Genomic DNA, 17,986 nt, shown 5'->3' with positions numbered 1-17,986 from the left:
TCGTCGCGGGGCGGGGAGGCGTCGCGGGGGCGGAGGACGCCCCGCCTCTACCGGACCCTTGAACCGCCCACCCGGCCCGCAAACCGGATCCCGGCGAATTTCCCCCGACACGCCGGTCGGACCGTGGCGGAGATAGTACCGGCGAGTAATCTGATCACGACCGTTCTGAACAAGTTCAACAAACACTGGGGGGCCGGTGCACCGTCACCGCATCATGATTTCCGCTGCCGTCGTCGCAGCAGCCGTGGGCTTCGTACCGGGCGTGGCGCAGGCGGCGGGCCCGTCCGCCGACCGCACCCCGGCCGCGACGGCCCCGTCCGACGCCAGGAAGGCCGACCCCGCGAAGTCGGCGGCGGCGAAGGTGGCGGAGGCCCAGGCCGCGGCGGCCAAGGCCGTCGCCTTCAAGAGCCCGGCCGACCGCACGGTCCGGGGGACCGCTCCCGCCGAGTCGGCCGCACGGAACCAGGCGGCCGCCGCGGCTCCGCAGACGGCTGGCGTGAAGGACAACCCGGGCCTCGCCGTGGACCTGTACGCCGAGGGCACCGGCGCCCACGGCATCAACCTGACGTCCCACGTCACCACCAGCGTCGTCTCCGCGATCCGCGTCGAGGTCAACTGGGGCGACGGCCGCACCGACACCGACTACACGACCACCAGTCGGGCCGTGGACTCCAAGCACGTCTACGACGAGGTCGGCACCTACACGGTCAAGGTCACCCTGACCGACCTGAACAACCACGTGACGGCCACGAACAGCGTGGAGGTGTTCACCCTCGGCACCGAGTTCACCCCGCACGCACCGACCCGGCTGCTGGACACCCGGGACGGTACGGGCGCCCCGGCGGCCCAGTCCGTCGCCCCGTACGGCACGACCCGCGTGAAGGTCGGCGGCAACAACGGCATCCCCGCCGGAGTGGCCGCCGTGGCCCTCAACCTGACCGCCACGAACACCACCGCCGACGGGCACATCACGGCCTACCCGGCGAACACGGAGCGGCCGATCACGTCGAACGTGAACTTCACCGCTGGCCAGTCCGTGCCCAACATGACGATCGTGCCGGTCGGCGGGGACGGCTACGTCGAGCTGGCCAACCGCAGCTCGGGCCGGGTGGACCTGATCGCGGACGTCACGGGGTACTTCACCCGGTCCGCCGCCAGCGGCTACACCTCGCTGGACCCCACTCGCGTCGTCGACAGCCGGGAGGGACTGGGCACCGCGAGGGGCCAGGTCGCCGGACAGAGCACCTTCGACGCCCAGATCGCCGGCCAGGCCGGTGTGCCGCAGGGCGCCACGGCCGTGGCCCTCAACGTCACCGTGACGAACCCCGCGGACCCCGGCCACCTGACGCTCTTCCCCAGCGGCCAGCAGGCGCCGTCCACGTCGAACGTGAACTTCACCGCCGGCCAGACCATCGCCAACTCGGTGATCGTGCCGGTCGGCCCCGACGGCAGGATCAACATCCGCAACGGCTCCTGGCGGTCCGCCGACGTGATCGTGGACGTCGTCGGCTACTACAGCGCCGACAGCAAGGCCGCGTACAAGCCCGTCGTGCCGACCCGCCTGCACGACTCGCGGGACTGGGACTTCCCGGTCCAGGGCCAGGACTACCGGTGGCTGCCGCTGACGGACAAGGCCTCGGTCACGGGCCTCGTCCTGAACACGACGGTCACCAACACCCGGGGCAGCGGCCACCTGACCGTCGCCCCGGACCCGAACACCAGGGACAAGTACACCAACGACACCCAGGTCCGGCCGACCCCGCCGAACTCCTCCAACCTGAACTGGACGAAGGGCTCGACCGTCCCGAACCTGGTGCAGGCCGGTACCGGCAAGACCGGCATCATCGACTTCTGGAACCGGGGCTGGGAGCCCACCGACCTGATCGTCGACATGTTCGGCCTGTACGACAAGAACTGACCCCCCGGCAGATCCCGCCGGACCGCCCCCGCCACAGCCCCGGGACAGCCCCACCGGCCGTCCCGGGGCAGGCCCCGCAGCTATCTCCCGGTACACACCGCACCCCACCCGCTACACTTACGGCGGTGGCCAACCCCTCGCGGGATGATCACCAGGCTTGTCGGAGGTGTGTGCCGACAGCACCCCGCCTTCGTAGCTCAGGGGATAGAGCACCGCTCTCCTAAAGCGGGTGTCGCAGGTTCGAATCCTGCCGGGGGCACCAGCACAAACGGCCCGGACCGATCATGGTCCGGGCCGTTTGACTGCACCGACTGACGGCAACGGGGTCATGCACTCGGGCGCTGGCGCCTCAACATCCGGTCCATGTGGCTGATCGCTTCCCGCTTCGTGTCGTCCACGACGTGGGTGTACACGTCCATGGTGATGCTGATCTGACTGTGCCCGAGGATCTCCATGATGACCCTGGGTGCGACGCCGGCGGCGGTCAGTAGGGTCGCGCACCCGTGGCGGGCGTCGTGCAGCCGGACGACCCGAACGCCAGCGCCAGCCGCGACGCGGGTGAAGGCCCGGTAGACGTTCCTCGGCTCCACCGTCCGACCGTTGCGGGTGGCGAAGACGGCCCCTGCCTCGGACCACGGGACGCCGGTCTCCCTGAAGATCGCGCGCTGCCTGAGTCGGTGCCACCGCAGGGGGGCGATGCACATCGCAGGCAGCGGGACGACCCGCCGGCGGCGGCTCTTCGGATCGTCCTGGTAGAGCTGCCCGCGTCGGCGCTGGGTTTGCTGGCGAACGTGCAGCACCCGGTTGTCCAGGTCGATGTCCGACCACCTCAACCCCACCAGCTCACCACGCCGCAACCCCATCGCGATGGCCAGGACGAAGGCCGCGTAGAGGGCCTCCCCGCGCGCGGCTTCCAGGAACGCGAGCGTCTCCTCCAGCGTCCACGGCCGGATCTCCCGCTGCTTCGCCCTCGGCGGCTCGACCAGGGAGGCGACGTTCCGCGTGATCAGTTCGTCCCGTACCGCTCCCGACAGCGCCGTGCGCAGAACGCGGTGGGCCTCCTTGGCGGTGGCCACCGTCTTGTCCTTCTGGACGCGGGTGAGGAACCGGCGCACGTCAGCCGTGCTCAGCGACTCCAGGCTCCGGGACCCGAGCAGCGGCACGAGGTGCAGCCGCACATGGGCCTCATACTTGTCGTAGGTGCTGAGCTTCCGCCGCGGCTCGACGTGCTGCTCCAGCCAGTACGGCAACCACTCCGACAAGCGGGCCGACCGGGTCGGCGTCGGGACGCCCTGCCGATCCCGCAGGACAAGCTCCTGCCGCTTCTCGTCGCACTCCTGCCAGGTCTTGCCGTAGACGGTCTTACGGGCTCGGGTGCCGTCCGGCTGAGGAACGTAGACCCGGGCCTCATACCGGCCGTCCTTGCGCTGCCAGATGCTGCCAGCGCCGTTGGGGTTCTTCTTGCCTGCCATCAGGCAGCGGCCTCCAGTTCGATGTCGATGAAGCGGCGCACAGCCTCGGAGGGAATCCGGCGGGCGCGGCCGATGGTGATGCTGGGCAGTCGCTTGGAGCGGATCAGGTTGTAGACGGAGTGCCGGCCGAGCTTGAGCGCGGCCATGGTCTCGGGGACGGTCATGAGCAGGGGCGGGGGCGGGAGCGCGCTCGACACTGGGGCTCTCCTGTTTCTGGGCAGAGTGGGGCCGGGCTCGGGTGCCTCAGACGGCCGCGCCTGTCCGAGGCTCGGATTTCCGCGTCACCGCGTCGTCTGTGTCATTCGCCGGTCTGACCTGCGCTTTTCGGTGACACGGGAGGACAGTGTGTGTCACCGGCGTGTGTCACCCGGGCTCTGGGATGACGCGGGCCGGTGACGCGGGTGACGTGTGGTGACGCAGCTGGGGGCCGTCCGCGTCACCCCTGTGTGCGCAGGTCACGGGCCGTTTGTGGGCTTGTGGTGACGTGGGTGACGCAGCGTCTCTCTTCTTAGGAAAAAGAGAGGGGTGGTGTCTGTTGTGGTGCGTGCCTTCAGGCGTGAAGAAGGAGCCGCCAAGCGGCACGCCCTTTGGGCCGGCGTTCCGCCGGAAGGGCAAGAAGAGCACCCCGCCCCGGGGCCGGGTGCTCTTCTTGCCTGTGCCTGGCGGGTCGGCGGCCGGTCCGGTCAGAACATCGGGGCGGGCTGGACGGGCGCGGCTGGGGCCGGCCGGGTCATCTCGATGTAGCGGGCGGTTTTGGTGCGGCCCCAGTCCACGAGGACGCCGCGCGCGGCGAGGGTGGGCTGCAGCCGCTTGAGGCGGTCCGAGAGGACCTTGCCGGTGGTCGGCCAGCCCTTCGGCAGGGGGCGGAAGTCCTCGCCGGCGTAGAGCTGGGTGAGGGCGTGCAGCCACTCGGTCGAGGTCATCCGCACCTCCTCGCCGGGGTCGAGGCCGGCGGCGTGCTTGAGGACGGTCTGTGCGAGGAGGTCGCCTTCGATGACGTCGTCGTTGAGGTCGTCGAGGCTGGCCCGGTAGGCGGTCAGCGACCCGAGGCCGGTGGCCGCGTCGAGCTGGGCGCAGAGATGGGCGAAGTCGGCCATGCGCAGGTCGGTGGGGATGTCGGCCTCGGTGGCCCGCACCTTCACGGTCAGGTCCAGCAGCGAGCCGAGGATGACGGGCAGCACCTGCGCGTACTCCGCCCACAGCTCCGCTTCCGTCCGCCGCACCCGGGGCCGCTCCAGACGCAGGGGCAGGAGCCGTTCGGCGAGGTCGGGGCGGATGACGCCCACGTCGATGCCGGTCAGCAGCAGGGGGCGGCGGTAACGGGAGCGGTGGACGTCGCCGTCGCTGAACAGCGCGCGCTTGATGCTCTCGGCGCCGGTGACGATGCAGCACATCAGGTCGGACAGGTCCGGCGGCAGGTGGGACAGGTTGTCCAGCGCGGTGACCCATCCGGCGGCAACGGCCGTGATCAGGTTCTCCTCGTCCTTCGGGGCGCGGCGCAGGTCGCCGGTCATGCCCTCGATGATCCGGACCAGCATCCGCCCGCCGGTTGACTTGCCGGCGCCCTGGGGGCCGGTGAGGAACGGGGCGGGGACGGGCACGGACGGCTCCAGGCAGCCGATCAGCCACGCCACGGCCAGGCACTCACTCTCGGCGTTGGCGAAGTTGCACAGCCTCAGCAAGGCGTCGATGCCCTTGCCCTCGGTGTCCTTCTCGGGGATGGGCAGTTCGCCGGTGAGCTGGGTGCGCCGCCAGCACACCTCGCGCGGGTCAGGGATTCGGATCTCCCACCCAGTGGGGTGGAGGCGGACGGATCGGCCGTCGTCGCGGCCCAGGTCGAGCCACGTCGCGCCGTCGAATCCCGGAGCGACCCGGATGTGGGTGGCCTGTACGTCCTGGCTGAGCGCGAGTGCTTCGATCAAGTCCAACGCCTCCTTCAAGGCGGTGCCGTTGAACACGCCGAGCCCGTCGTTGAACAGGCCGACCATGAGTTCCTGGCGGTGGCTGCCAGTCGTGCCCTGGGAGCGAATCGGGCGGGCGACGGGGTGGCCGTTGCGCTGCGCGTACACGGTGCCTTCAGTGGTGCGGAAGTACCGGAAGTGGGCTTGGGCGTAGTCGGTGATGATCTCCCGCGCCGGGGTCTTCTCCTCGTCGGCCACGGCTACATCCCCAGCGTCGTACGGGCGTTGTTCCACGCAGCCTCGCAGTGCCGCAGGGATTCCCCCTTGCCCTGCGCGGCGGTGAACAGCCGGTCGATGTGCTCCTCGGTGAGGCAGCCGCACCGGCCGTGGGCGGACAGCACCGCGAGGAACGTCTTGTACACGGTCTTGTGGATGGCGTCCGGTGCCCCGGCGATGCGCTGCTCCGCCATGGCGATACCCCGCTCCAGGTAGACGGGCGAGCGGTGGCGACACTCCCCACCCCCGGCCAGCGCGGGCGCGATGACCGCGACGGGCCCCGGCCGCGCCGCAGCCGGTGCCTTCTCGGCGAGTGCGCGCACGACGTCGGGCAGGGGCTGCAACGTGCCGGTCCCGGGGCCGCGCCACCGAGCGTAGGCCGCCGTGGACTTCAGGTCGATGCCGCTCCGGACGCTGTTCACCGAGCGCATGGCGCCCTGGTAGATCCAGTGCTCCCCGCGGGTGGTCGCCACGGTCCTCGTCGCGGGCAGGTTCTCGCGGGCCCAGGCGATCGCGCTGGCGTTGTCGAGGTCCACGACGGTCAGCCCGGCACCACCCGGGTGGTAGGCCACCCCGGCGGCGTGCCGCCACGCGGCGGCCCAGGCCGCGGACGTGAGTACGTCGACGTTCGTGGTGGCGGCGGCCCAGGCGTGGCAGGGGCGGGGGCACTGGCAGGGTCCGGCGGTCTGCATGTTCGGCCGGCCGCCGCACACTGCGTCCCGGCAGGGGGCGCAGTTTCCGACGGGCAGCTTCCCAGCTCGTAGCGGCAGCACGGGGACGCCCATACGGGCGAGGTCGAGGGCCAGGCGCAGGTGCGCGGGCAGGGGGTGTTCGGTCATGCTGGATGCCTCCAGTTGTAGTGCTGGATGAGGGCGGCCCCGGTTCATTGGCGTGAGAGGGGGCCGCCCTTGGCGGTTCTAGAACGGCGGTTCGTCGCTGTAGCCGGTGCTCAACGGGTCCGTGTTGCTGTGGCGGCGGGGCAGGCGCGGGAGCGTGAGGAGGACCCAGTGGCGGTCTTCGTCCCAGCAGGGGCAGGGCTCCCATTCGGTTCCGGCGTACTCGCCGGTCTCGTGGTCGCCGTAGTCGTGGTGGTAGCCGCCCCCGCCCCGGCAGTCGGGGCAGTGCGGGTCCGGGGTGTCGGTCAGGATCAGGGCCCGGCGGGACCAGTTGCGGAGCTGGATTCGGAAGCGGGACATTGCCCCTCCTCGCTTGTAGGGATGGGCACTGGACGCGGTGCGGGGAGGGAGGCCAGGGGCAGCCGGAGCGGGCCCCTCAGGGGGGTCCGAGGGGGTGTTTCGAGGGCGCCTCCCTGCCTCCCTATTCGGGTGTTTGTGCTGATCAAGGGCAGGGATGGGGGTCAGGGAGGCGGGAAGGGAGTTCTCCCTGCCTCCCTGACGTCTCCCTGCTACTCGGCGAGTCGCTCGGGCCCGTCCTGGTCGCGTGCCGCGAGGGCGGCGCGAACCTTGTCGCGGCTGACGGTCATGCGGCCGTCGGACTTGTACGGGTCGGCGCCGGTGCCGTCGAGGACGTCTTTCAGGTCGCTGAACGTCCACTCGCGGTACTCGCTCGGGTTCAGCGCGGCGAGGCCGGCGAGGACCTCTTGCGTGCGCATGCGTGACTCGTCGCCGATGACGTGTGCGATGTCGGCGAGCGCGTCGACCGCGGCGGCCGGCGACTCGCTCGCGGTGGCGGTGGTGACCGCGCCGCGCAGGGCCTTGGCCCTCTCGGCGATGGTCGTGGCGGTGTCGGTGTCGATGTAGTGGGTGCGGACGGTGATGGAGGCCTGCCCGGCCGGAATCTTGATGCCGTCCGAGGCAACGACAACGGTCCCCTTGTCCAGGCCCTGGCGGAGCAGGTGGGGTGCGGCGCCGCCGTCGACGGCCTTGTCGCCCAGCGCCATGCGGGCCTGCGACTCGGTGCCGAGGGCGAGGGAGACACGGGTGTGGGCGCCCTCACGGACCAGCTTGGGCAGGTTCTGGTCGGTGGGGTCCTGGGTGCCCTCCCACAGCAGCACGTCCACGGCCCGGCCCTGGTTGTGAATCTTCCGCGCGGCCATGAAGTACCGGGACGTGGCCTTGCTGCCGCCGTAGGGCCGCTTGTCCTCGCCGACCGCGGGGCACATGAACGCCACCTGCGCTTCGTCCACGATGCCGACCAGCGGCGGGAACACGCTTCCGGGTGGGGCCTGGATGCGGCGTTCCATCTCGGCGACCATGCCTTCGACCATCTCGGTCGCGTCGATGACGTGCTCGTCGGTCGGCCCCTGGATCAGGACGGTGGCGAGCCCGTCGAACATCCCCCAGTCACCGACGCCCTTGAGGTCGGCGATCCGGAACTCGACCGTGCGGTCGAGGGCCAGCCACAGGGCGAGCGCGCGCAGGGCGGCGGTCTTGCCCTGGTTCGACAGACCGGTGATCAGCAGCATCCGCTGATACAGGCTGATCAGGGCCTTGTCGCCGCGCAGGTCCTGACCCCACGGGGCCCGGCCGGTCTTGTAGTTCGCGGTCAGGGTGTTGTCGGTGATGAGCGGGGACGGGCCGATCGGCTGGTCGAGGGCGCCGGAGTCGGCGATCCACAGCCGGACGGTGCGGGCCGCGGTCGGCAGGGTGATGAACACTTCGTGTTCGTGGCGGGCGAGGTTCTCGGCGAGCTTGCGCCGGCGGCCCTGGACCTCGGCGGTGGAGACGCCGGAGGGGAGGGTGACGTCGACTTCCACGCCGCATCCGGCGATCCGGATCGGGCCAAGCATTGCGGCCCCGGAGTCACCCATTTCCTTGATGGCGTTCCGCAAGGGTGCGATGCCGAGGTCGCGTAGGGCGGTGACGACGATCGAGGGGGTGATGGGTGCTCCGGCGTCGTCGCGCTGGCCGGCGGGCATTGCCCACTGGGGGGCGGCCTGCCGCTTGCGGCCCAGCGCCCACAGCGCGGCGAGCGCCGCCCACGGGCCGAGGGTGACCAGCGGCCCCCACACCACCGTCGCGACCACGGTCACCAGACGGATCAACTCGATCGCCGCGGCGAGCGGGCCGACAACGTAGCTGACGTCCTTGTTCGCGATGGCCAGCACGATCCCCAACGCGAGCAGGGACCCGATGGTCAGGCCGGTGCCGATCAAGGCGCTCTTGGCGAGGTCCAGCGGGGCTTTGATCAGGTCCATGCGGCGGCGGTGCCGGTCGGAGCGGAACCGGTGCAGCCGGTCCTCCCACTCCTTGGCTTCCTCCCAGTGCCCGGCCGCCTCAGCCGCACGGAACATCCGCTCGTAGCGGGAGGCGGTCCGCCCGTCCCACGCGCGGCGAGCCGCGATGCGGGCGCCGCCGAGGATGTACAGGCCGTGCCGGGCGAACATGCGGGCTGCGGTGCGCGTGCGGTCGTGGGTGACCGCGGCCGACATCGCCCGCAGGGTCTGCTTGAACACCCGGACGGACTTGGCGGTGAGCGTCGGGTCCGGGGCGGGCGGCACTAACGCCAGCGGCTCGGGGCCGGAGCCGGGTTCGGGGTTGGGGTTCTTGAAGAGTGGTACGACGTTCTCGGGCATGCTGGATGTCCTGTCGTCTCTTGTGGGATGGGCAGGGCCCGGGGGCGGCCGGATTCCTTGGCCGGGAGGGCCGCCCCCAGGGCACAGCTACTTGCGCTTGCCGGACTTCTTCGCCGCGGCCGCCTCACGGTCCTCGCGCTCGGTCCGCTCGCGGGCGCCGTCGATGATCCGGTCGACCTTGCGTTCCAGGTCACCCTGGTAGACGGTCTCGCTGGCAATCCCGCGCTTGCACATGCGGGCCGTGTACCAGCCGATCTGTGCGATCTCGCGGGCGGTGAACCTCGGGTCCTTCGCCATTGCTGGGCTCCCTCCAGGAACCGGGGCTGTCCCGGCTCCCCTCACCACCCGGCACGGTGGCCGGGTGGATCGGGCAGTCGTCAGTCCTGCAGGAGGTAGGTCAGGTCTTCTTGAGTTCGTGGGTGTGGCACAGGACCGGCGCGATGAGGAAGCCGATACCGGCGACGGTCCACCGGCCGGCCGTGAGCGGCCCGGGCGGGACCGCATCCACGATCCGGCCCATACGGCCCACGGCCCGCGGGTCGTCCTCACACGCGACGATGAGCACCCGGTCTCCAGCGGCGAACACGTCATCGCCCCCTTCGGCGGGCGGCCCTGCGCACGTTCTTCGCGGCCTGCGTGCCCTCGGGACCCCCGACGGACTTGACGACCGTGTGGACGCCCCAGCCCAGGACCAGGGCGAGGAAGGCGAGGAACGCGATGTTCGCGGCCATGGCGGTCAGGGCGCCGATCAGGAGCGGGCCGAAGTACACGCCGGCCGCGACCGCGCCCGCACCGGCACCGGAGCCGAGCGCGATGCGCTGCATGGTGCGGTCGGGTGGGGCCTGGTGGATGTGCTGGTGGACGATCTGCGGGCCGGTGTAGGCGGCCGGAAGCTGATCGGCGTAGACGTGGGTGCCGTCCGGGAGCTGGACCACCGTGGCCTGGCGGATGGGTTCGGGAAGGCGGTTCATCCCGCGTGCTCCTCTCGGGTCGGCTCGGTCAGCGGCGGGGCAGGGCGCGGCACTTGTCGGCGTGGGCCTGGGCCCACTTGCGGTGGTCGCCGTTGTAGGTGGTGGCCGAGCACCCGGTGCAGCGGCCGCTCAGTCCATCGGCGATGACGATCGCGCCGCCCCGGGTGCGGTAGCGGACGGGGGTGAAGAGGTAGTCCATGTCCATGACGGGTCCCCTTTCAGGGGTCAGGCGGCGAGGAACAGCGCGGCGAGGGTGAGGGCGAGGATGTGGGCGGTCTGGTCGACGTGGGCGGCGCCGCCGTGCGCGGCCCAGCCGGTCTGGCGTGCCAGCCGCATCCATGCGGCGACCGGCCAGCGGCGGTCGATGAACGCGTGGGTCGCGCCGATCCACAACAGCGCGGCCGCGGCGGGCACCAGCGGAAGACGCCACCCCAGCCCCACGGCCCCGATCGTGAGGAGGAGTCCGCAGGTCAGGATGTGGGTGGCGGCGTGGGTGAGGTTGGCGGTCCAGCCCGCGCGGCCGCAGGTGGCCTTGTGGGCGGCCTGGTGGTCGGTCTGGAACGGGTAGTCGGCCAGCAGGTGCCCGACGTAGAGCAGGAACGCGATTTCAGCGAACACGGGACGAGCCCCTTTCCGGGCAGGTCAGGCAGCAGACGCGTGAGCGTCGTCGGGGTAGGCGCAGGGCACGCACATGCCGAGCGAGGCCGGGATGACGTAGCCCGCGTCCCGCCGGCAGGCCGGGCAGGTGCGGCGGGCGGTGTTCGCCCGGTCCAGGGCCTCCCGCTTGGCGGGGGTCATGGACCGAACCGGCAGTGCCAGCTCCACCCGGTACAGGAACGCGACCAGCGGGCCGCGCCGACGACGGGGCCGCTCCAGCTGCGCGGCGACGTCCTGACCGCCGGGCCGGAGCCCGGCGGCGCGGAGTTGTCGGCGGGTGGCCAGGCCATCCGGGGCCAGATGCCACCGGTAAACCGGCAGGGCGGTCACTGGTCGAGGCGGTGGTACGCGGCCCGGCACTCGGCCGCGTGCCGGTTGGCTGCCGGGCGAGTGGCCACGACGCCCTCACGCAAGCCGCCGCGGTAGCCGCAGCCGTGGCAGGTCCAGCGGGAACTGTCCCGGCTGCCGGTGATGTCCACGACGGCGCCGACCTGATTGTGGAAGCGGATCAGCAGGTTGTACGGCTCCACGGGCGTCGCGGTGTTGGGGAACAGCTTCACGATGCGGCTCCTTCCAGAGCGGCGGGAGTGGCTTCGCGGATTTCCTGGTATCGGTTGGACGCCCAGCCCACGGACCAGCCGGTCACCTCAGCGGCCACCCGGACGCCCAGCCCAGCGGCGTGCACGCGCTTGACGAGCGCGCGGGCCTCAGGCTCCTTGAGCTTCTCCACGGGCGGCCCCAGCATCAGCAGCGCCTGGCGTTCACGCTCCGCCTGCTCCTGTTCACGCTCCCGTTCAAGGCGTTCATGCTCAGCCTTCCGCGCAAGCGCCTGACGCTCCCGCTCGCCCTTCTCGCGGGCCTCCAGCTCACGCTGCTGCGCGGCCTGCCGTTCAGCACGTTCACGTTCCAGCCGCTGCTGTTCACGGAGCCGTTCAGCGCGTTCACGCTCCTCGCGCTCCGCGTTCATCGCGGCATCGGCCCGCTCGCGTTCCTCGCGCCGGATCCGGTCCTGCCTGTCGTTCTCCTCCCGGATGAGCTGGGCCTCGTGTTCACGCTGTTCACGAGCAAGGGCCGCCTCATGGTCCCGGCGTTCACGGACCCGCTTCTGCCGGGCCTCCTCCCGCTCCTCGGCCGCCCTTTCACGGGCCAGCCGGGCGGCTTCCTGCTCGGCTTCCAGCGCCTTGACGGCGGCGGTCAGGGCCCGCCGGTAGGCGAGGCCAGCTTCCGCGGTGGCGATCAGCAGCAGCGGGGCAACCGAGTGCACCGCCACCCCGACAAGGTCCCCGGCCAGGGCGGATGCGCCGATGTTGAGCAGGAGCGTCATGGTGCCGGTCATCCAGCGCAGGGCCACCGGCCAACCGCCGGCGTGCCCGCCCAGACGTGCCAGGACGGAGTCGAGCCGGACCACGATCACGACCGCGGCATCCACCACGAGCGGCAGGATCGGCGCCGTCCACTGCCATCCCGCCGGAGTGTGGGCCGCCATCAACGGGGTGACCGTGAGAATGGAGAAGAGGACCGCCCCGCTCACGATCAGCCACATGCCAACCGACAGGGCGCGCTCGGGTGAACGCAGATGAACATCGCTCACCGCTCGTCCTCCTCGTCGCTGTCGAGGTCACCGTCGACCCACATGAACGAGCGCCCCATGCCGTCGCCGGAGTCGTCATCGCGGTCCGCGGGGGCTGTCGTGGGCGGGGTCGGCCGGTCACGCTTGAACACTCGCGTCAGGCGGGCCATCACGCCCCCACTCCGTGAACGCGAGCGCCGGCCGGGCGGGCGGCCAGAACCCGGCGGGCCTCCAGCAGCCGGCGGGTGGCCCGGCGCAACCTGCGCTCGTCCAGTTCCGTCGGCGTTCGGTCCAGCAGAGCGATCTGTACGTCGAGCAGGTCGACCTCGGCGGTGATGACCGGCATCTCCGCCTCGATCGCCTCCAGCTCAGCGGCCGTTGGCTCCAGGTCCGGCGGCAGCACCGTAACGGGGTTCTGACGTGCAACGATGCACTTCATTGGGTCTTGCTCCTCTCATACAGGAACGGGCCCGAACAGAAGCCCCCGGTGTTCCCGCACCGGGGGCTTCGTCGTGAAGCAGGATGAACATGTCCAGCTCCCCCACCCCGCCCGTACGACGGCCAAAGGCGCCGGACGGGCGAGGGAGGCAACCGGCCGCGGCTCTACGGCCGCGCCAGTGACCCGACTCCGCGAATCACCGGCGTTTCCGGTGCACTTGCGCGGCGGATCGGGGAGACGCGAAGGGCGACGCTGACATGCCGGTCCAGCAGGTCAGCGGCCGAGGGTCTTGAGCGAATCACTTCGAACCTCCAGAGGTGGTGTGCACATGACTTGCACTGCAAGGGGGACAAAGTCCCCACTCTCCGGCCGTTGCTCGCGGTCGCCGGGCCACCTCGCCAGTACGGGCCGAAGCCCTGTTCCACCTGGCCTTCAGCGGGATTGCAGCGTCCCCGCCTTCTGCGTCTGAGCAGCCCAAGGAAGGCCTACTCAGCTCCTTCAGTCGTGTACTCCTGTGCAGGAGTTACGAATAAGAGAGTGCTGCACTCATGTAGAGGAGTCAACCGCCCAGTTGGTGAGTCGCGCTGCCGGCTGACTTGAATGTGGTGGGTCGTCAGTCTCCGGCGGGGATGCGGTACTCCAGAACGAACTGGTCAGCACTCATCAGGGTGTCGCAGACCTCGATCACTCGACCTGACTCGATTTGAGCGTCCCGCATGAGGTGGATGACAGGCGCCCCCGGGCTCAGGCTCAGCGAAGTCTGCTCCTCCTTGGTCGCGAGGCGAACCCGCACCGTCTCCCGGAACTCCGCCAGAAGGTCCCCGCGTTCTTCGATGCGGGCGTAGATCCCGCCCGGCCCCGGGTTCTCCTCCCTAAGCAGAGGGATGCTTTCGGCAAGGTCCCACGGGAGGTATGAAGTCGCCTCCTCGGTGGGGATACCGTCGCTGTAGTACAGCCGACGGCGCGCGAGCACCTTGGTGCCCGGGTCCAGCCCAAGTCGGGCGGCCACCTCCGCCGGTGCCTCGGTCTGACCGACGAAGAGGACGCGGACGCTGGGCTTCGAACCCGCCTGCTCGGCCTCGGCCAGATAGGCGGCCTTACCGGCCTTCCTGTGCGACCGCCGGAAGCGGTCGCTAGATTTCCGCTGCACGGGCGGGGCCTTGCGTACGAAGCTGCCGCGACCGTGGTGCGTCTCGACCAGGCCGCGAGTCCGCAACTCGGTCATCGCCTTGCGGACGGTCCCCTGTGCAACCGAGTACCGATCCATCAGCTCGGACTCACTCGGCACCTTCTCTCCGGGGCGGAGCTTGGCCTGGGGATCCCGGAGGGCTTCCTGAATCTGCTGGCTGAGGTCGTCTGCGATCTGGAGGTAGCGCGGGCGACCTGCGTCACGTGCTGGCGAGAGGGGCATACTCTGCTGATTCTCCTAGACTCATGTATATGACCAACGCTACCGCTGAGAGACCGCTGCACTCCGTCTCGGTCGCCGGAATCGTTGTCCGGGAGGACGGGCGCGTGCTTGCGATCCAGCGCGCCGACAACGGCGCTTGGGAGCCGCCGGGCGGCATCCTTGAACGGGATGAGCGGCCAGAGGAGGGAGTGCTGCGGGAGGTTGCCGAGGAAACCGGGATCGCCGTCGAGGTGGAGCGACTCACCGGGGTCTACAAGAACCTCACGCTCGGGGTGATCGCCCTGGTCTTCCGGTGCCGGCCTGTCGGAGGGGCGGAGCAACTGTCCGAGGAATCGACGGCGGTCCGCTGGCTCACGCCCGACGAGGTCGCGCAGTCGATGAAGGAAGTGTTCGCGGTACGCGTCGCGGACGCCTTGGACGGCTTGGCGCCGCACGTCCGTTCACACGACGGGGTTCGGCTGCTTGCGGCCTGACGGCAGTATGTGACGGCAACGTCCGCGAACGACGGCAACCATCCGAGACCCCCGACTGCAGACGGCTCACGCCCCTAGACATCCCAGGTCAGACGCGGGGCGAACTCCTAAAGCGGGTGTCGCAGGTTCGAATCCTGCCGGGGGCACCGCAGCACGAGCCGCTGACCCGGATTTCCCTCCGGGACTCGGCGCTCGGGCCGCAGACCGCGCAACACGGCCCCGGACTTCCGTCCGGGGCCGTTCGCGCGCCCGCCCGGCTACCGGCCGGCCGCGGTCATGGCCGCCGCGATCAGGTCGGCCGCTTCCACCTCGTCCAGCCGCACCAGGCCGTACTCCGCCGCCTTCTCCCGGGACCCCGGCAGCGGGCCGGCCGGCTCCCAGCGCAGGCTCTCCCGGCCGAACGCCTCGTCGTGCGTCCCGGTGCGCAGCACGCGCCGCCGCAGCACCGGACCCCGCCGCTCGTCTGCGGTGTAGTAGGTGATCCGCCCCGGCGCGTCCACGGCGTCGAGAACGGCACCGTCGACGGAGCGCAGCGCGGGGGTGCCCAGGTGTCCCCGCAGGCTTCCGGGGCGCAACTGCACCCCGGTCAGGTCGACGAACCCCGCGTTGTCCTGGAGGAACTCGCCGCCCCGCTCGTAGAAGAGGATCAACGGCTCGTAGAGGTCGGGCAGCGCGGGCAGGGCGTGCGGATGCTGCGCACGGTACGCCGCCAGCTTCACCGCACCGGCACAGGTGCGCTTGACCGCGGCGCCGACCGCCGTCCCGCCCAGACACGCGCGGAGCTCTTCGGCGGTGTCCGCGGAAAGCGCGAACCCGGGGTCCACGTGTTCCATGACGTCGAAGAAGGGCCACGCCCCCTCGGCCGCACAGGACCGCGCCCACAGCCCCGCCCGCCGCAGGTACTCGCGCATGAGCAGCCGGCGGGACATGACACGGGATGACGCGGCCTCCCAGTCCCCCGCCCATTCCACTGCCCGAAGGCGCTCCAGCACCGCGGAAGGGCTCATCGGGAGCCGCTGCGCTGCTCCGAGACGGCTTCGATGAAGGCGGCGGCCTCGATGTCGCTGATCCGGACGTGGCCGGCGCCCTCGGGGTCGGGGCCGGAGAGCTCCAGCTGCCGGGTGGGTTCCCAGCGCAGGTCGGCGGTGAGGACCTCGTCGTACGTACGGTCCTCGTCGGTGCGGCGCCGCAGGATGCCGCCCGGCGCCTGCCGCGAGTGCCCGCCGTCGGCCTTGGCGTAGTAGGCGATCTCGCCCTCGGCGTCGAGCGCGTCGAGGGTGGTGGGGGCGAGCGTGAGGAACGGCGTCGCGGAGGCGTTGCCCTCCACGTCTCCCAGCCGGATCATCGTGCCGTTGAGGTCGACGTACTCCTCCAGGTAGTACCCGCCGCCGCGCTCGTACATGAGCAGCAGCGGCTCGTACGGCTCCGGCAGGCCGGCCGGCAGCTCCTGACCGGCGCTCCGTACGGCCGCCCAGCGCACGGCGGCGCGGCAGGTGGTCCGCAGCGAGGCCGGGGCGAGCCCGTCCAGGAGCTCCTCCAGCTCGGCCGCCACCTCGGGCGGGGTGCCCGGGGCCTGCGCGCCGAGGTGCTCCGCGACGTCGAAGAACGGCCACGCCTCCTCGGCGCCGCACACCCGGGCCCACAGCGCGGAACGGCGCAGGTACTCGCGCATGAGCAGGGCGCGCGAGGGGGCGTGCTCCCAGGCCGCCGCCTCGTCCTCCCAGTCGATGGCGCGCAGCCGTTCCAGCACGGTGCGTGACGTCGTCTCGGTCACTTCAGGTCCAGCCCCTTAGCTCGCAGCTCTCGGAAAACATCCTTGACGAAATCGTCGATGTTGGACAAGTCGTGGGCGAGGACGGTCTTCGGGTGCTTCAGACCGAGCTTCTGCCAGGCATAACCGAAGCCGCCCCGGACGGGATTCGGTGACAGGTCGTGCGCGCCGGCGGCGCTCAGGCTCTTCGGCGAGTACCGGCCGCCGCCCTGGTAGGTGCCGTCCGGCTCCTTGCGCCACAGGCCCGCCTCGTCGCGGAGGTAGGGCAGCCCGGACTTCATCAGCTTGCTCTCCACGTACTCATGGGTCATGAGGTTGCGGAACTCCTTGAGCTGGGCCTCGGTGAGGGTGCCCTTGCGGGCGCCGTCCCACAGGTCGGCGATGTCGTCGCGCGGCGTGAACCGTCCGCGCCGCCAATCGCCAGGCCCGATGACGACATCGTGCTGCGACCTGATCATGTGGGACTTCACGTCCCTGATCACGGACTCGGAGAGGCCGGTGTTCCTGGCCATCACCGGAACGTCGATGTGGTTCGGGGTGGACCGCAGCGAGTCGTAGATCGCCGCACCGTGCTCCGAAGGCTTCTCCACCCAACCGGCGCCGCTCCAGCCGCCGTCGGGGCCGTGCGTGTACGGGCCGCCGGCCGCGTCGTCGTCCGCGCGGGCCGCGTCGTCCGCGCCGTCGCCGAGGTCGTCCGCACCGCCCGCGCCCGGGTTCTCGGGGTGGCCCCCGCCCGTGGACGGTCCGTCCGGGTGGCCCGCGCCGCCACCCGGGGTTTCGGGGTGACCGCCGCCGGTGGACGGGCCGTCGGTACGGGGGCCCGGGACGTCCGCGTGCCCACCGGTGGGCGGGGTGTCCGCATGGCCCCCCGGGGACGGGGCGTCCGGGCGGGGTCCGGGGGCGGTGGGGCCGTCCGCGCTGTTGCGGGGCATGTCGTCCGGGGCGTGGCCGCCGGGGGTGGTGTCCGGGCGGGGGCCGCCGGTGTGGTCGCCGGGGGCGTGGACCGGGTCGGACATGTCGGAGCCGAGGCGGATGCCGTCGTCGCCGCGACCGCCCACGCCGGCCAGGACGCGGTCGGGCGCCTTGACCGTGGCCGGGCTGTTCGTGTTCGGGTTGTCGGACTTCGGGGCGCCCGCACCATCGGGGGTGTCCGGGGTCTTCTCGACCCTGGCGTCTTCGGCGCGCTGGAGGATGCTGCCGTCCTCCTTGTAGAGGTTGCCGGCTTCGTCCATGTACTTGGCCGGGCCGTCGAACGGCACCTTGACCGTGCCGGGCGGCAGCGCGACGGTGCCCTCGGGCAGCTTGATGGTGTCGTCGGGCAGCTTGATCGCGCCCTCCGGGACGGAACTGCCCGAGGGAAGGTGGATGGACCCGTCGGGCAGCACCTTCGCCCCGTCGGGCAGGGCCACCGCACCGTCGACGTTGATGCTCGGCGTCTCGATCTTGCCCATGCCCCGCAGACCGGCCATCACATCGCCGATCTTCGAGAACCCGGCACCCGCACCCTTGAAGACGTACGTCATCGGGTCGACCACCCGACCCGCCTTGCCCGCGAACGACAGGGCCTTGGCGACCGCACCCGCCTTACCCGC

At 71.1% G+C, this 17,986-nt stretch carries 21 protein-coding genes, 1 tRNA gene and 1 pseudogene; 3 read left to right on the top strand and 20 right to left on the bottom strand.

Annotated features, from left to right (window positions below):
• The first annotated feature begins 214 nt into the window (after nucleotides 1-214).
• Entirely contained in the window at nucleotides 215-1,918 is a 1,704-nt protein-coding gene (locus tag ACZ4VL_RS34140) for a hypothetical protein (protein WP_468207983.1), read from the top strand.
• A 186-nt stretch (nucleotides 1,919-2,104) separates the two neighbouring features.
• A tRNA-Arg gene (locus tag ACZ4VL_RS34135) sits at nucleotides 2,105-2,180 on the top strand.
• A gap of 64 nt (nucleotides 2,181-2,244) precedes the next feature.
• On the opposite strand, the gene ACZ4VL_RS34130 is transcribed toward ACZ4VL_RS34135, so the two are convergent.
• From ACZ4VL_RS34130 to ACZ4VL_RS34050, 17 genes are all read right to left on the bottom strand, one after another.
• Nucleotides 2,245-3,390, bottom strand: coding sequence for a tyrosine-type recombinase/integrase (locus ACZ4VL_RS34130; RefSeq protein ID WP_468207981.1), 1,146 nt, complete (start codon nucleotides 3,388-3,390; stop codon nucleotides 2,245-2,247).
• Nucleotides 3,390-3,554, bottom strand: coding sequence for a helix-turn-helix domain-containing protein (locus tag ACZ4VL_RS34125; protein ID WP_468208027.1), 165 nt, complete (start codon nucleotides 3,552-3,554; stop codon nucleotides 3,390-3,392). The genes ACZ4VL_RS34130 and ACZ4VL_RS34125 overlap by 1 nt, the downstream gene beginning before the upstream one ends.
• A 519-nt stretch (nucleotides 3,555-4,073) precedes the next feature.
• Nucleotides 4,074-5,549: an ATP-binding protein gene (locus ACZ4VL_RS34120; protein WP_468207978.1), complete on the bottom strand. Its 1,476-nt coding sequence runs from the start codon at nucleotides 5,547-5,549 to the stop codon at nucleotides 4,074-4,076.
• A gap of 2 nt (nucleotides 5,550-5,551) precedes the next feature.
• Nucleotides 5,552-6,406: a bifunctional DNA primase/polymerase gene (locus tag ACZ4VL_RS34115; RefSeq protein WP_468207975.1), complete on the bottom strand. Its 855-nt coding sequence runs from the start codon at nucleotides 6,404-6,406 to the stop codon at nucleotides 5,552-5,554.
• A gap of 78 nt (nucleotides 6,407-6,484) precedes the next feature.
• Nucleotides 6,485-6,763 carry a hypothetical protein gene (locus tag ACZ4VL_RS34110; RefSeq protein ID WP_468207973.1) on the bottom strand — a complete coding sequence of 93 codons (279 nt, stop codon included), beginning with the start codon at nucleotides 6,761-6,763 and terminating at the stop codon, nucleotides 6,485-6,487.
• Between the two features lie 209 nt (nucleotides 6,764-6,972).
• Complete coding sequence (locus tag ACZ4VL_RS34105) at nucleotides 6,973-9,102, bottom strand: ATP-binding protein (protein ID WP_468207970.1); 2,130 nt, start codon at nucleotides 9,100-9,102, stop codon at nucleotides 6,973-6,975.
• An 87-nt stretch (nucleotides 9,103-9,189) separates the two neighbouring features.
• Nucleotides 9,190-9,399, bottom strand: coding sequence for a DUF6257 family protein (locus ACZ4VL_RS34100; RefSeq protein WP_468207969.1), 210 nt, complete (start codon nucleotides 9,397-9,399; stop codon nucleotides 9,190-9,192).
• A 100-nt stretch (nucleotides 9,400-9,499) separates the two neighbouring features.
• Complete coding sequence (locus ACZ4VL_RS34095; protein WP_468207966.1) at nucleotides 9,500-9,688, bottom strand: hypothetical protein; 189 nt, start codon at nucleotides 9,686-9,688, stop codon at nucleotides 9,500-9,502.
• Between the two features lies 1 nt (nucleotide 9,689).
• On the bottom strand, nucleotides 9,690-10,073 hold the full coding sequence (locus ACZ4VL_RS34090; protein WP_468207964.1) for a DUF6251 family protein: 384 nt from the start codon (nucleotides 10,071-10,073) through the stop codon (nucleotides 9,690-9,692).
• Between the two features lie 28 nt (nucleotides 10,074-10,101).
• On the bottom strand, nucleotides 10,102-10,278 hold the full coding sequence (locus ACZ4VL_RS34085) for a hypothetical protein (protein WP_468207961.1): 177 nt from the start codon (nucleotides 10,276-10,278) through the stop codon (nucleotides 10,102-10,104).
• 20 nt (nucleotides 10,279-10,298) lie between these two features.
• Nucleotides 10,299-10,691 carry a DUF3307 domain-containing protein gene (locus ACZ4VL_RS34080; protein WP_468207959.1) on the bottom strand — a complete coding sequence of 131 codons (393 nt, stop codon included), beginning with the start codon at nucleotides 10,689-10,691 and terminating at the stop codon, nucleotides 10,299-10,301.
• Nucleotides 10,692-10,715: 24 nt separating this feature from the next.
• Entirely contained in the window at nucleotides 10,716-11,060 is a 345-nt protein-coding gene (locus ACZ4VL_RS34075) for an RRQRL motif-containing zinc-binding protein (RefSeq protein ID WP_468207956.1), read from the bottom strand.
• Entirely contained in the window at nucleotides 11,057-11,290 is a 234-nt protein-coding gene (locus ACZ4VL_RS34070; protein ID WP_468207953.1) for a hypothetical protein, read from the bottom strand. The genes ACZ4VL_RS34075 and ACZ4VL_RS34070 overlap by 4 nt, the downstream gene beginning before the upstream one ends.
• The gene (locus tag ACZ4VL_RS34065) at nucleotides 11,287-12,321 is read right to left on the bottom strand and encodes a DUF2637 domain-containing protein (protein ID WP_468207951.1); all 1,035 of its coding nucleotides are present in this window, start codon (nucleotides 12,319-12,321) and stop codon (nucleotides 11,287-11,289) included. The genes ACZ4VL_RS34070 and ACZ4VL_RS34065 overlap by 4 nt, the downstream gene beginning before the upstream one ends.
• Nucleotides 12,318-12,470 carry a hypothetical protein gene (locus ACZ4VL_RS34060; protein ID WP_468207948.1) on the bottom strand — a complete coding sequence of 51 codons (153 nt, stop codon included), beginning with the start codon at nucleotides 12,468-12,470 and terminating at the stop codon, nucleotides 12,318-12,320. Before ACZ4VL_RS34060 ends, ACZ4VL_RS34065 begins: the two co-directional genes overlap by 4 nt.
• The gene (locus tag ACZ4VL_RS34055) at nucleotides 12,470-12,739 is read right to left on the bottom strand and encodes a DUF6284 family protein (RefSeq protein WP_468207946.1); all 270 of its coding nucleotides are present in this window, start codon (nucleotides 12,737-12,739) and stop codon (nucleotides 12,470-12,472) included. The genes ACZ4VL_RS34060 and ACZ4VL_RS34055 overlap by 1 nt, the downstream gene beginning before the upstream one ends.
• A gap of 613 nt (nucleotides 12,740-13,352) precedes the next feature.
• Nucleotides 13,353-14,150 (bottom strand): GntR family transcriptional regulator, encoded by a 798-nt coding sequence (locus ACZ4VL_RS34050; RefSeq protein ID WP_468207944.1) that lies wholly within the window; start codon nucleotides 14,148-14,150, stop codon nucleotides 13,353-13,355.
• Between the two features lie 29 nt (nucleotides 14,151-14,179).
• On the opposite strand from ACZ4VL_RS34050, the gene ACZ4VL_RS34045 reads away from it, so the two are divergent.
• Nucleotides 14,180-14,623, top strand: a complete 444-nt coding sequence (locus tag ACZ4VL_RS34045; RefSeq protein ID WP_468207941.1) for an NUDIX domain-containing protein — start codon at nucleotides 14,180-14,182, stop codon at nucleotides 14,621-14,623.
• Nucleotides 14,624-14,880: 257 nt separating this feature from the next.
• On the opposite strand, the gene ACZ4VL_RS34040 is transcribed toward ACZ4VL_RS34045, so the two are convergent.
• From ACZ4VL_RS34040 to ACZ4VL_RS34030, 3 genes and pseudogenes are all read right to left on the bottom strand, one after another.
• Nucleotides 14,881-15,552 (bottom strand): hypothetical protein, encoded by a 672-nt coding sequence (locus tag ACZ4VL_RS34040; protein ID WP_468207939.1) that lies wholly within the window; start codon nucleotides 15,550-15,552, stop codon nucleotides 14,881-14,883.
• 74 nt (nucleotides 15,553-15,626) lie between these two features.
• Nucleotides 15,627-16,397 carry a hypothetical protein gene (locus ACZ4VL_RS34035; RefSeq protein WP_468207936.1) on the bottom strand — a complete coding sequence of 257 codons (771 nt, stop codon included), beginning with the start codon at nucleotides 16,395-16,397 and terminating at the stop codon, nucleotides 15,627-15,629.
• Nucleotides 16,394-17,986: pseudogene (locus tag ACZ4VL_RS34030) on the bottom strand (hypothetical protein); the annotation flags it as partial. The pseudogene ACZ4VL_RS34030 and the gene ACZ4VL_RS34035, both read right to left, overlap by 4 nt.

The organism is Streptomyces sp. NPDC029014, assembly GCF_055564695.1.
Note: the sequence above shows the minus strand (reverse complement) of the source record. Positions and strands in the feature narration are given on the sequence as shown.

What these genes read in the sequence shown, in the direction of transcription:
- ACZ4VL_RS34140 (WP_468207983.1), top strand. Translation starts at nt 215, where the DNA reads ATGATTTCCGCTGCCGTCGTCGCAGCAGCCGTGGGCTTCGTACCGGGC.
- ACZ4VL_RS34130 (WP_468207981.1), bottom strand. Translation starts at nt 3,390, where the DNA reads ATGGCAGGCAAGAAGAACCCCAACGGCGCTGGCAGCATCTGGCAGCGC.
- ACZ4VL_RS34125 (WP_468208027.1), bottom strand. Translation starts at nt 3,554, where the DNA reads ATGACCGTCCCCGAGACCATGGCCGCGCTCAAGCTCGGCCGGCACTCC.
- ACZ4VL_RS34115 (WP_468207975.1), bottom strand. Translation starts at nt 6,406, where the DNA reads ATGACCGAACACCCCCTGCCCGCGCACCTGCGCCTGGCCCTCGACCTC.
- ACZ4VL_RS34110 (WP_468207973.1), bottom strand. Translation starts at nt 6,763, where the DNA reads ATGTCCCGCTTCCGAATCCAGCTCCGCAACTGGTCCCGCCGGGCCCTG.
- ACZ4VL_RS34105 (WP_468207970.1), bottom strand. Translation starts at nt 9,102, where the DNA reads ATGCCCGAGAACGTCGTACCACTCTTCAAGAACCCCAACCCCGAACCC.
- ACZ4VL_RS34100 (WP_468207969.1), bottom strand. Translation starts at nt 9,399, where the DNA reads ATGGCGAAGGACCCGAGGTTCACCGCCCGCGAGATCGCACAGATCGGC.
- ACZ4VL_RS34090 (WP_468207964.1), bottom strand. Translation starts at nt 10,073, where the DNA reads ATGAACCGCCTTCCCGAACCCATCCGCCAGGCCACGGTGGTCCAGCTC.
- ACZ4VL_RS34085 (WP_468207961.1), bottom strand. Translation starts at nt 10,278, where the DNA reads ATGGACATGGACTACCTCTTCACCCCCGTCCGCTACCGCACCCGGGGC.
- ACZ4VL_RS34060 (WP_468207948.1), bottom strand. Translation starts at nt 12,470, where the DNA reads ATGGCCCGCCTGACGCGAGTGTTCAAGCGTGACCGGCCGACCCCGCCC.
- ACZ4VL_RS34055 (WP_468207946.1), bottom strand. Translation starts at nt 12,739, where the DNA reads ATGAAGTGCATCGTTGCACGTCAGAACCCCGTTACGGTGCTGCCGCCG.
- ACZ4VL_RS34050 (WP_468207944.1), bottom strand. Translation starts at nt 14,150, where the DNA reads ATGCCCCTCTCGCCAGCACGTGACGCAGGTCGCCCGCGCTACCTCCAG.
- ACZ4VL_RS34045 (WP_468207941.1), top strand. Translation starts at nt 14,180, where the DNA reads ATGACCAACGCTACCGCTGAGAGACCGCTGCACTCCGTCTCGGTCGCC.
- ACZ4VL_RS34040 (WP_468207939.1), bottom strand. Translation starts at nt 15,552, where the DNA reads ATGTCCCGCCGGCTGCTCATGCGCGAGTACCTGCGGCGGGCGGGGCTG.